The 12,342-nt window shown below is 48.9% G+C and carries 12 protein-coding genes; all 12 read left to right on the forward strand.

Annotated features, from left to right (window positions below; all coding sequences use genetic code 11):
* Positions 1 to 14 precede the first annotated feature (14 nt).
* Positions 15 to 608 carry a 30S ribosomal protein S4 gene (gene rpsD / locus SPD80_RS05520; protein WP_320604011.1) on the forward strand — a complete coding sequence of 198 codons (594 nt, stop codon included), beginning with the start codon at positions 15 to 17 and terminating at the stop codon, positions 606 to 608.
* Between the two features lie 23 nt (positions 609 to 631).
* Complete coding sequence (locus SPD80_RS05525; RefSeq protein WP_320604009.1) at positions 632 to 1,573, forward strand: DNA-directed RNA polymerase subunit alpha; 942 nt, start codon at positions 632 to 634, stop codon at positions 1,571 to 1,573.
* A 35-nt stretch (positions 1,574 to 1,608) separates the two neighbouring features.
* The gene (rplQ, locus tag SPD80_RS05530; RefSeq protein ID WP_320828839.1) at positions 1,609 to 2,142 is read left to right on the forward strand and encodes a 50S ribosomal protein L17; all 534 of its coding nucleotides are present in this window, start codon (positions 1,609 to 1,611) and stop codon (positions 2,140 to 2,142) included.
* 125 nt (positions 2,143 to 2,267) lie between these two features.
* Positions 2,268 to 3,770: an ABC transporter ATP-binding protein gene (locus tag SPD80_RS05535; protein WP_320828841.1), complete on the forward strand. Its 1,503-nt coding sequence runs from the start codon at positions 2,268 to 2,270 to the stop codon at positions 3,768 to 3,770.
* Complete coding sequence (locus tag SPD80_RS05540; RefSeq protein WP_320828843.1) at positions 3,767 to 4,552, forward strand: energy-coupling factor transporter transmembrane component T; 786 nt, start codon at positions 3,767 to 3,769, stop codon at positions 4,550 to 4,552. The genes SPD80_RS05535 and SPD80_RS05540 overlap by 4 nt, the downstream gene beginning before the upstream one ends.
* A gap of 22 nt (positions 4,553 to 4,574) precedes the next feature.
* Positions 4,575 to 5,420 carry a tRNA pseudouridine(38-40) synthase TruA gene (gene truA, locus SPD80_RS05545; RefSeq protein WP_320828845.1) on the forward strand — a complete coding sequence of 282 codons (846 nt, stop codon included), beginning with the start codon at positions 4,575 to 4,577 and terminating at the stop codon, positions 5,418 to 5,420.
* Between the two features lie 117 nt (positions 5,421 to 5,537).
* Complete coding sequence (locus SPD80_RS05550) at positions 5,538 to 6,293, forward strand: hypothetical protein (protein WP_320605949.1); 756 nt, start codon at positions 5,538 to 5,540, stop codon at positions 6,291 to 6,293.
* 123 nt (positions 6,294 to 6,416) lie between these two features.
* A complete protein-coding gene (locus tag SPD80_RS05555; RefSeq protein WP_320828846.1) occupies positions 6,417 to 7,490 on the forward strand; it encodes a glycosyltransferase family 2 protein in 1,074 nt (357 codons plus the stop codon).
* Positions 7,491 to 7,492: 2 nt separating this feature from the next.
* Positions 7,493 to 8,173 (forward strand): response regulator transcription factor, encoded by a 681-nt coding sequence (locus tag SPD80_RS05560; RefSeq protein WP_320828847.1) that lies wholly within the window; start codon positions 7,493 to 7,495, stop codon positions 8,171 to 8,173.
* Positions 8,174 to 8,190: 17 nt separating this feature from the next.
* On the forward strand, positions 8,191 to 9,243 hold the full coding sequence (locus SPD80_RS05565; protein WP_320828848.1) for a sensor histidine kinase: 1,053 nt from the start codon (positions 8,191 to 8,193) through the stop codon (positions 9,241 to 9,243).
* Positions 9,244 to 9,345: 102 nt separating this feature from the next.
* Entirely contained in the window at positions 9,346 to 10,152 is an 807-nt protein-coding gene (locus SPD80_RS05570) for an ABC transporter ATP-binding protein (protein ID WP_320828850.1), read from the forward strand.
* Complete coding sequence (locus SPD80_RS05575) at positions 10,142 to 12,271, forward strand: FtsX-like permease family protein (protein ID WP_320828851.1); 2,130 nt, start codon at positions 10,142 to 10,144, stop codon at positions 12,269 to 12,271. The genes SPD80_RS05570 and SPD80_RS05575 overlap by 11 nt, the downstream gene beginning before the upstream one ends.
* The last annotated feature ends 71 nt before the right edge of the window (positions 12,272 to 12,342 follow it).

Genomic DNA, 12,342 nt, shown 5'->3' on the forward strand with positions numbered 1-12,342 from the left:
GAAGGATCACTAACATGGCAGTGGATAGGACGCCTGTTCTGAAGAGGTGCAGGTCTCTTGACATTGATCCCATCGTTATGGGCATCAATAAGAAGTCCAATCGTACGCCTAAGCGTACGCGCCGCAACGAGTCCGAGTACGGTCGTCAGCTGCGCGAGAAGCAAAAGGCTAAGTTTATTTACGGTGTTCTCGAGAAGCAATTCCGTGGCTACTATGCCAAGGCAATTAAGATTGAGGGCATTACTGGTGACAACCTGATGACGATTCTTGAGACTCGTCTTGATAACGTTGTCTTCCGTCTTGGTTTTGCACGTACCCGTAAAGAGGCACGTCAGACGGTACGTCATGGTCATATTACCGTGAACGGTCACCGTGTTGATATTCCTTCTTATCGTGTAAAGGCTGGCGACGTTGTTGCCGTAGCTGCTAAGGCTAAGGATTTGCTTCCCATTAAGGAAGCCTTGATTTCCACCGAGCACATGGCTGTACCCGCCTGGCTTGAGGTTGATATTGAGAAGCTCCAGGGCTCTGTCTTGCAGCTTCCCACTCGTGATCAGATTGATCTCGACATCGACGCTCAGCTCATCGTCGAGCTCTACTCCAAGTAGTCCAGCTCTGGTTGGAGGTATACATGTCCGAATTCATCCGCCCTACCGTCTCTGTTGAGGAGATTAGCGACACCCTTTCTCGCGTCATTGTTGAGCCTTTAGAGCGTGGCTATGGCGATACCTTGGGTAATTCCCTACGTCGCGTCCTTCTTTCCTCACTGGAAGGTGCGGCTGTTGAGGCAATCAGGATTGATGGTGTCCAGCATGAGTTCACTTCGGTAGAGGGCGTCTATGAAGACGTTACCGATATCGTTTTGAACGTTAAGGAGCTTGTATTCCAGGCAATGGGTACAGGTGACGAGGCTGAGGCAACCATCAACATCGATGGTCCTGCAACGGTTACCGGTGGCGATTTCTCTGTACCAGCAGAGTTCAATCTTATTAACCCCGAGCACGTAATTTGCCACCTTGGCGAGGGTGCTCACCTGTCAATGTCTTTGCGCATTGGCACTGGCCGTGGTTACGTGAGCGGCGAGGACAACAAGCGTGATTCTGATCCTATCGGAATCATTCACATTGATTCTCGTTTCTCTCCTGTGCGCCGCTGCGCTAAGGTCGTAGAGCCTTGCCGTGTTGGTCAGCACACTGACTACGATCGTTTAATCCTCGAGGTAGAGACTGATGGCTCCATCGCACCTCGCGATGCTGTTGTTGAGGCCTCTAACATCATCAATCAGCACATGGGTGCATTTATGACTCTTGCTGAGCAGACCGAGGAGCCCGAAGAGCAGTCCATCTTTGCAGCTGAAGAGACGGACGATAACAGCGATCTTGATAAGCAGATTGAGGACTTGGATCTTTCCGTACGTTCTTACAACTGCCTCAAGCGTGCAGCAATTCACTCTGTACGTCAGCTGGTTGAGTTCTCCGAGAACGATCTTCTCAACATCCGTAACTTCGGCGTCAAGTCCATCGAAGAGGTTAAGGATAAGCTCGAATCGATGGGTCTTGGCCTTAAAGCTTAAACCCCGCCACTTACACGCTTAGAGGAGTAGTAAGAATGAGGCACAACAAAAAGCGCGGCATGAAGCTTGGTACCGACGCAAGCCACACCAAGGCCATTAAGAAGAGCCTGGTTTGCGCTTTGCTGGCTAATGACCGCATTAAGACTACACAGGAGCGCGCCAAGGCTATTCGCCCTGATGTTGATCGTGTAATTACTTGGGCTAAGAGGGGCGACCTTGCTGCTCGCCGCAATGCTATTGCCAAGCTTGGCGATGCAGCTCTTGTTGCTGAGGTCTTTGACAAGGCAGCCCAGGGTCTGTGGGCAGACCGCAACGGTGGTTATACCCGCATTATGAAGTTGGGTGCTCGTAAGGGTGATAACGCTGAGGTTGTTATCATCGAGCTTGTAAACGAGCCCGTAGCTTCCAAGAAGGCAGCTAAGTCTACCGCAACGGTAAAGAAGGTTGCCGATCCTGCGAAGAAGGTAGAGGAGCCTGCAGCAGAGGCTGAGGCTACCGAGCCTGAGTCTGCTGAGGTTGCTGAGGCAACTGAGGCTACTGAGACCACCGAGGCTTCTAAGGCTGAGTAGTTTTTACTCCATAATGTATGGTAAGAGGTTCGCTGAGGCGGACCTCTTTTCTTGTATAGAGACGTTATGTTTGTTGTAGTAGCATGGAGCGGTGCAGTTTTCCAACTATACGAAGGGAGGGGCGAGTGCTTGAGTTTAAGTCAGTAGCATATGCATACAGCAAGAGTGATGCACGTTCTGTTGCTTTGCATGAACTATCAATATGTTTTGCTGCAGGTAAGCATGTTTGTATTGTGGGAGCAAACGGTTCTGGTAAATCCACCTTATTGCGCCTTGCAAACACAACGTTGCTGCCATCGTCGGGCAAGATTTTGCTTGATGGTCAGGCGATGGCAGAACTAACCTCTCATGAAGTACACAGACGTGTTGGCATAGTTAAACAAGACCCTTGTGTGCAAATCGTCTCTTCCCTTGTGCTTGATGAAGTCTCATTTGGCCCTCAAAATCTGGGACTTACTGCGGATGAAATTGAGCAACGCAGCAAACAAGCATTGGACTGTGTTGGTCTTGCTGGTTTTGAGCAAAGAAGCACGCACAGCCTTTCTGGAGGCGAGCAACAGCGGCTTGCACTGGCCGGTGTGCTTGCAATGAAGCCAGATTACGTGCTTCTTGATGAAATTACTTCTCACCTTGATGTGGCTTCTCGGCAGCGCATACGAAGCATTGTAGATGGCCTGGCAGATGCTGGTGTAGGTGTGATTGAAGTATCTCATTATGCGCAGGATGTACAAGAAGCAGATGCGGTTATTCTTCTGGAACAGGGGCGCATTACCTGGCAAGGTTTACCGGGGGAGCTTTTAGAATCTCCAGAGCTGCTCAAGCGCTCCTGTTTGGTGGGAGCGTCTGGCTGTCATGCAGGTCACTTTGTTGATGCAAACAGGGCTGTTAAGCGTACAAAAGGTGAGGCGACGGCGTTGTGTGCCTCGCAAGTTGGTGTGGATGATATTTTGCATGAGGTTTCGCTTGAAATTAGTGCGGGCGATCTGCATATTATTGCTGGCAAATCAGGGGCAGGAAAATCGACGTTTGCGCAGGTACTTGCAGGACTGATTGTTCCTGATGCTGGAAAAGTTACATGTGCAGACCTTCAAGTGCAGCCTGGAGCTGTGGGTCTTGCTTTTCAACGAGTGGCTGAACAGCTGTTTTGCGATACCGTATTAGACGATGTTATGTTTGGGCCACAACAAGGTGGTATGTCAGAGGCGCAAGCGCGCGTGCAGGCCACGCAAGCACTGCAGCTACTGGGCATAGGGGAAGAACTATATGAGCGCAATCCTCTTGACTTATCTGGTGGGCAAGCGCGTCGTGTTGCGCTTGCGGGAATTATTGCGCTTAAGACAGGTGTGTGCATCTTTGATGAGCCAACAGCGGGACTTGATGCAGTCGGTCGAGAAGAACTACATGCTGTGGTGGCTACGCTGTGCAAGGAAGGTCGTGCTGTGATCGTGGTAACGCATGACATCGAAGAGTGGTTGGCGCAGGCACAAACGCTAACAGTGTTGGATACAGGTCGTGTTGTATGGTCGGGTGCTGCAAAAAAAGCAAAGCCCGTACTGGTGCGTACCGGGCTTATCAATAGTAGTAAGAGTAGTGAGGAGCAAGGGTTTCTGGCGGAGGACTACCAATGAGGCCTGCCGTGATTTTAGGGGCATACAGCTCCAAACAAACCTGGCTACATAGTGTTGATGCTCGGGTAAAGCTGTTTGCCTTGGGCATATTGTTGGTGGCAACGTTTACGGTTCATTCCATACAAGGCCTGGGTCTTATTGTGGGATTATTAGTTGTTGCCTTGGTGGTTTCTCGTACAAATCCACGTGCTTTAAAGCAGATAGTTAAACCATTGGCTGGTATCACCATTGCAAGCTTGATTGTAAATGGTCTTGTATTGGACGGAACAGGTACGCTTGCATTGATAGGGCCGGTTGGTCTTGCGGCCTCAGGTCTGGTACGAAGTGCTCAGGCTTTGGCACGCGTGTATGTACTGCTTGGCTTTTTCTTGGTGGTATCTTCTACCACAACTGCTCCGCAACTTGCGGAAGCCTGTGGGAGATATTTACAGCCGCTCGTGCGGTTTGGTGTACCCGTAGGAGATATTTCTATGGTGCTTTCACTAGCGTTGCGTTTTGTGCCGCTTTGCGGTGAAGCATTTGATCGAATTGTAATGGCACAAAAAGTGCGTGGTGTAAGATTTGATGTGGGCAGCATACGGCAACGTCTCAAAAAATGGCTTTCCGTATTAGTGCCTGTGGTGACTGGCCTCTTTAGTCAGGCGGATGAGCTTGCCATTTCTATGCAAGATCGCTGCTATTCAAGTGAAGGCAGAAGGTACAATCCAAGGCCCTTAGATAGGCGCGATGGCGTACTGTTTGTGATGGTTGCATTGGTAAGCATACTTGCTTGTATGATGTAGTAAATGCAAAAAAGGATGCACAATGCAAACTACTCAGGACATACAAGCTATTGATACACCCATTCATACGCCCACTGAGGCAGCAACTATGGTGCTTAAACTGGGGTATCGCGGTGCAGACTTTTCTGGTTTTGCGGCACAGCCAGGTGGCGTGCGTACCGTTGCCGGAGAGTTATACCATGCGCTATCCGTATTTTTGCACAGGCCTGTAGAGATTACCTGTGCTGGTCGTACAGATGCAGGTGTGCATGCGTTGGCGCAACATGTGAGCTTACCTGTATACAAAAACGAATTAGGGCTGAGCGGCTCTACCGTTAAGCGAGCACTTAATGCGCTGGTAGGCGATGATATTTCTGTTTCAGAAGTGTATAGGGCTCCTGCGGGTTTCTCGGCACGGTTTGACGCAGAGGCACGCAGCTATCGATATCGTATTGTGGAGGGGTGGACTCGTCCTATTATGGCGTGGAACCATGCCTGGTGGCTGCGTGCTCAGCTAGACGTTGAGGCCATGGATCGAGCGGCTCAGGCGCTGGTAGGCGAGCATGATTTTAAGAGCTTTTGCAAGGCAGCCTCTGCGATAGACAAGCCAACGCATCGTAATGTGATGTCGGTGCAGGTTGCGCGTATCGAGGAGGCGGGCGAGCAACTTATTGCAGTAGATATTACAGGCAACGCTTTTTTGCATTCTATGGTACGCACCATTGTTGGCAGCCTTGTTGAGGTGGGCACAGGTCGCCGAGAAGAGCAGTGGATTTCCCAGGTGTTGGCGGCATGTAATCGTCGGGCTGCTGGTCAGTGTGCTCCGGCAAAAGGTTTGGTGTTTGCCGCTGTACAGTACCCAGAAGGCTCATTTGAACCGTGGCTTTAGGCTTTAGCATGGTAGCACGCGGTAGTGCTCTGTAGTGGCACGTGGTAGTGTAATGTGGCGGTGCCATTTGGGCACACAGCAACACGCATCGTGCAGGTAACAAGAGGATGATTTGGCATGAAGCAGCGTAAACGATATGAGCGGAGTGACGTTTTGGCACTTGGTGCGCATAAGACACGCAATGCGTTGCTTGCTTTGGCAGTGGTGGTGACCGTAGTGGTTACGGGCGTTTCTGTGCTTTGGAATCTTGCACAGGCCAATTCAAACTTGGGCGACACGGGTTTATCGGCATCTATTAAAAAGGATGGCGGCAAAAACACCGCTACGGTAAATACGCAGCTTTCAGACCATGTGGTTACTACAGTGCTCGTGTTTATTCATGCGGACAAAAACGAGTCAGTGCTCAGTTCAGCCAAACTGTTGAGCCTTGATCAAAGTGCAGGTAAAGGCTGCATTGTAAATCTTCCCGCCGATATGACGGTTACCTTGGACAATACACAAACCACGCTCTCTGAGGTATTTGGCAAGCAGCAATCTAAGGGCAGTATTGGTGTGGTATCCACCGCTACAGGCGTCAAGATTTCTCATGTTATGGTGGTGGATTCGTATGGCTGGAAAAAGGTGCTGGAGCTTTCCAACGTTGGTGCCACACAGCTGGCACGTCAAGCAACAGAGCTTCTTGGTTTGCTGCATACGGATATGTCGGCACCAGATTTGCTTAACCTTGCAGAGACTGCGCATGGCATTGGTAAAAAGAACGTGGCTGTGATAGATGCTCCTTGTACAAGTGTTGCGGGTACCGATGGTGCTACACAAACGCTTATTGATTCTGAACAGTTGGGATTAGCCATTGGAACGCTGGTGGCAAAGTAGCAACTCATGCTTTTCTCATTGTGCATCTGTTGGGTTCTCGTGATATGCCGTGGTCTGGGTAAAATAGTGCAATAGTGTTGTGGTAACGCGCTTGTAAAAGATGTCACAGAAACCGGGGGGTTTATGGCGCGCAACAATCCAAAAGTCTCGGTAATTATGCCGGTATATAACGTTGCTGCTTACGTGGGTCGCGCAATTGAGAGCTTGCAAGCGCAGACCATGGGTGACTTTGAGCTGCTGGTTGTTGACGATGGATCTAAAGACCGCTCCGGCGATATATGCGATCGTATGGCCGAGAAGGACATTCGTATTGACGTATTTCATACGCCTAACGGCGGAGCTCCCGCTGCACGCAATTTAGCGCTTGACCACGCGTGCGGTCAGTACGTGTACTTTATGGATGCGGATGACTGGGCAGAGCCGCACATGCTTGAGGACATGGTAGCTTTGGCGGACCAGAATAACGCAGAGCTCATAGTTGCTGGTTTTTATATTGATACGTTTTATGCTAAAAACAGCAATGAACATCTTAGTGAGCTTAAGTCTCGGCCTTCTCGGGTGTATGAAACTCAGGCAGATTTTAGAGCAGACGCCTATAAGCTCTTTGACGAGAATCTGCTGTATACGCCGTGGAACAAACTTTTTTTGCGTGCGCGCATTGAGGAGCTTAACCTGCGTTTTCGCCCTACTTTTTGGGATGACTTCCCCTATGTGTTGGACTTTATTCGTGACGTAAACAAGGTAGTTGTAACAGAAGAAGCCTACTATCACTTTATTCGCTCACGTGCAGAGTCAGAGACCGCTCGTTGGCGTCCTCAAATGTACGAGAAGCGCGAAGAGGAGCACGGCTGGATGCTTGATTTGCTTGAGCACTGGGGCTTGTCACAGGATGCTTCCAGCAAAGAGATGGTCATGCGTCGTTACGTTGAGCGGCTTATTGGCTGCATAGAAAACGTATGCAATCCTGCGGCACAGCTAACGCGCGCACAAAAGATAGCAGCCATTCGTCAGATGATTAGCACACCACAGGCGCAGGAGGCAGTACGTATAGCACGTCCGCGCTCACGGGTTATGCGCACACTCGTCAAGCCCATTGCGAAAAAAAATGCCGTGCAGGCATATCTTGAAGGTTCGTTCATTTCGTTTGTAAAGCGGCGCAATACGCGTATCTTTGCAACGCTTAAGGCTCGTAGGTAGCTATGGCTCGCGTTTTTGTTGTTGAGGATGATGCATCCGTCCGTGAGCAACTTTGTGTGTTGCTCAAAAATGCAGGACACCAGGTTGTGCTGCCAAATAGTTTTGAAAGTATCGTTACTGAAGTGCGTGCTGCTTCGCCCGATATTGTCTTGCTCGATTTAAGTCTTCCAGGCACCGATGGGCAATACGTGTTACGTGAGTTGCGTCAAAAATCTAACGTGCCTGCTATGGTGCTTACCAGCAGAACATCGGAGCTTGATGAGCTTATGAGCATGAGCTTGGGAGCAGATGATTTTCTCGCTAAGCCCTATAACGGGCAAATTTTGTTGGCACATATAGACGCCATCATGCGCCGTACGCAATCTGCAGCTCATAATTCTCGTACGCTCAATTTTGGTGCTATGACATTGGATCTTTCGCGGTCGTTTGTGTCCGTGGGCGAGAAAAGCGTGGAGCTCACAAAGAATGAGTTGCGCATTTTAGAAACATTACTGCAGGGTAAGGGTGCTATTGTATCGCGAGAAAGCATTATGGAAGCACTTTGGAACTCCGATGAGTTTGTGGATGATAATACCTTGACAGTCAATATGAATCGCCTGCGCCGCACGCTTGGCAGAATTGATGCGGGAGATTTGATTGTTACTCACCGTGGCCAAGGCTACTCTATAGCAATGCATTCGTAGGCTATAGAGGTAGTGCCATGTTTTTCTCGTATTGCAAATCCCACATAGTATCGATGGTTTGCTGTTTGTTAGCGGCTGCTATACCTGCAACTTTATCGCGTATTGCGGGCATGAGTTTGGATTTTTGTCTCTTGTGCTTCTTGCTCGTGCTCATGCCGTTGGTAATTGCTGGAACAATACAGTATCTACGTGCCTCACGGTTTTTACGTTCGCTTGAGGGTATTGCCCACAACAAAGATGGCGTTTTAGCAGCACATGCCGTAGTTGATTTGCTGGAAAGACCCGTGTTTTATGAGGGAGAACTTTCTTATGCGGCGCTTCGTAAGATTGCCCTAGAATCGCAGCGCCAAACCGTAGATGCTCAAGCACAAATGAATCAATATCGTGATTACATAGAGACCTGGGTGCATGAGATTAAAACGCCGCTTGCCGCTGCACGACTTATGCTACAAAATGAGCCAACAACCAATGCACACCGCTTGCAAGCAGAACTTTCGCGTACTGAGGAGCTTGCCGAGCAGGCGTTGTATCTGGCGCGTAGCACTTCTGTCGAGAAGGACTATGTTATTCGCCGGACTTCATTAACCAATCTGATAAACACCGCCATTAAATCACGTGCTCACATACTGATTGCCGTAGGTATGCACGTGGATACCTCTGATGTGGTGGAGCAAGACTTGCGGGTAGCTTGTGATTCTAAGTGGCTTGTATTTATTCTCGGTCAGCTCATTGATAATGCCATTCGGTACCGCGTCAATTCGCAGCAGCGTGAAGATCATCAAGCTCCAACCGTGCGTTTCTCGGCACGTGTTCAAAATGCTCATACGGCACATGAGCGTGTAGATTTGCACGTATGGGATAATGGCTGCGGCATTGCGCCAGAGGACCTGAACCGCGTGTTTGATCGGGGCTTTACGGGTCAAAATGGTCGAACACATGCGCGTAGCACAGGTATTGGTTTGTATTTGGTGGCTCAGCTGTGTCATAAAATGGGTCAGACCGTAACCGCTGCCAGCCTGCAGGGCGAGTGGACCGATATATGCATCGGTTTGCCAAACTTACAAAAGTGAAAGCAAAGCGTAAGCTAATTCGATGGCATCATGCGCGGCAACATCCGATGATAGTAGTGTCAGTCAAGCCATGTGGCGCAATCTATTGTTGGAGGACGCTTTATGAATATGAATGTGAGCACTGCCCCAAAAAGTTACACCACTACCCAGCCTGCATTGGTGGTTTCTCAGGTAGAAAAGATCTATGGTGGGTCTGATACTACTACCCGTGCTTTAGCTGGTGTAAATCTTACCGTGCAGCCAGGTGAGATGGTTGCCATCATGGGCCCTTCTGGCTCTGGTAAATCCACACTGCTCAATTGCGTTGCTACTATTGATGCGCCAACGGCAGGCTCCGTTGTTATTGGTGGGCAGGATACCTCATCGCTCTCTCAAAAGCAGTTGGCAGCATTTCGTCGTGAAAGCTTGGGCTTTGTGTTCCAAGATTCAAACCTGTTGGATACGCTTACCGCTCGAGAAAATATTGCCTTGCCACTTTCTATTGGTCGTGTAAATGTAAACCAGATTCAAGAGCGTGTTACTCGCGTTGCTACGATGCTTGGCGTAACGGAAGTATTGGATAAATATCCTCATCAGATGAGTGGCGGCCAGCGCCAGCGAGTTGCCGCTGCGCGCGCTATTGTAACCAATCCCACACTTATCCTGGCAGACGAGCCAACTGGTGCGTTAGACTCCAAAAATGCCCGCATTCTGCTTGAGTGCTTTGAGCGGCTTAATACCACTCAGCAAGCAACGGTACTCATGGTTACCCACGATGAGTATGCAGCTAGCTGGTGCCAGCGCGTCATCTTTATTCGCGATGGCAAACTGTTTACCGAGCTTGTTCGTGGCGATAAATCCCGTCGTGAGTTCTTTGATCGCATCATTGAGGTTGTGGCTGCGATTGGCGGTGACGTAGATGCTCGCTAAGCTTGCGCTTCGTAATGTGCGCCGCTCTGCTCGCGACTATTTGGTGTACTTCTTTACGCTTACCATTGGTGTTGCTGTATTTTATGCCTTTAACACCATTGCAGTACAGGCGGATTTTCTTAAATCTGACGTGCGCGAAATGGTAAAGGCAATCTATGGAATCATCACTGGATTAACGATATTTTTGGCAGCTATTACGGGCTTTTTGATGGTGTATGCGAATAACTTCTTGATGCGTCACCGCAAGAAGGAAATGGGCCTATACCAGGTGCTGGGTATGCCTCGTTCCATGGTTGCTCGTACTATTACCTTGGAAACTCTGTTTGTTGCAATTGCAGCGCTGGCGATAGGGTTTGCTATTGGCGCACTTCTCTCTCAGGTTTTACTGTTTGTAACGGCTGCACTTTTTGCCTCTAAAGTTGAGGAGTTTAAATTTTTCTTCTCGATTCCTGCGTTCCTTACCACATTTATCTGCTTTGCCGTTATCTTTTTTATCATGATGCTTTTTAACTTGCGCTCTTTGCGTAAAGTTCAGCTTGTAGAGCTTATGAGCGCTCAAAAGAAGTCCGAGAAAACCCACGTAAAGAGCTTGTTTTTTTCTAGCGTACTGTTTGTTATTGGCGCGGTGTGCGTGGGTGTTGCCTACTGGCGTCTTATTAAACTCGGTTTTCCTGGATTTGGTGGTTCCGGAACTCAAGTGGACTTTCTTATTACTACAGTGCTTGTGTCGCTTGGCACACTCGTTTTGTTTTATGGTTTAGCAGGTGCTTTAACTGCGCTTGCAAGGCGTTCTAAGAAGTACTATTTTTCCGGATTGCATAGTTTTAGCGTGCGTGAAGTATCCAGTCAAATCAATACCAATGCCATCTCTATGGGATTTGTATCGTTGATTTTGTTTTTGGCTATCACCTCGGTTACCACTGGTATGAGTATTACCAATGCTCTGCAAGCTGCCCAGCGTATAGCATTGCCTTACAGTGCAAGCATTCTTGCCTATGGTGGTCCAAAAGATCGTGCAGCAGACCTTGCTGCCGCTCCTGAGCGTCTTAAGGCAGCTGGCTATGATTTATCAAAGCTGGGCAAGGTATCTACCATGGTGTTGCGCCTGCCTCAAAATTGGGATGCGCAAGGCTTCCAAGCTCCTTCTTTGACCCTTGGTGATTTTTGTAAGACAGCCAATATGAAGTTGCCTCTTGGCTATGAAAATGCAGATGTAACCAGGGCTTCTCTTGAGGTTATAAGCCTCAATGAGTATAACGAGCAACGTAACATGATGAATATGCAGCCTGTTGCTCTGGCGCCTGACGAGTATCTTGTTACGTCCAACATGGAAGTTGTTAACCCAATCTATGCAGCAGCTGTAAAAAATGGACATACCATTGATGTTGCTGGTACTAAACTTAAACCTTCTAGTCTGGGTGCCATTTCTGATAACTCTGCCAACCTCATGAATTTCTCGGTGGCAAGCAATGCTGGCACATTGGTTGTTCCCAACGAGCTGATTGATAACTTTATTCCTCGTAGGTTGGTTATTAATGTGGCATACGCTTCTACCGCTGCTGCAGACATCGCCAAGAATGATGCTGTTCTTAAGCAAATTTCCAACCTCGATGGGCAGGCATTGTCACAGGCTATCTATAACACGCCAGAGTACAGCTCAAACGGTGTTTTGGTACTGTCTCGTACCGAGATGATTGCACAGGGTTTTGGTTTGCGCGGCGTGGTAACCTACCTTGCACTTTACATAGGCTTTGTTTTGATTGTTATTTGTGCTGCAATTTTAGCTATTCAACGCTTGAGCGCAACGTCTGAGTCTGCAGCACGTTTCCGCATTCTGAATGATTTAGGTGCTTCCGAGAAGGACATGCTCAATTCGCTTAAGTTCCAAACAAGCTTGTCTTTTATTGCTCCGTTGCTGGTGGGTTTGGCTCACTCAGTCTGCGCCATGAGCGTGCTTATGGAGATTATCCGTGTCTTGGGCGGAGTTAATATTGCTACTAACTCGTTCCTTATTGTGGGTATTTTTATAGTGGTCTATGGCAGTTACCTTGCTCTTACCTATGGCATGTCTCGCCACATGATTCTGAATGCAACACATGCCAAGCGTCATAGTTTGTAAGAGAGTTGCTACGTGAGTGCTTGTTGCGGTGGTGTTTGTCGTTATGGTATGCGCAAGCGCGTGTGACTAAG

The organism is Atopobium sp. (genome assembly GCF_034113385.1).
GTDB lineage: Bacteria > Actinomycetota > Coriobacteriia > Coriobacteriales > Atopobiaceae > Atopobium.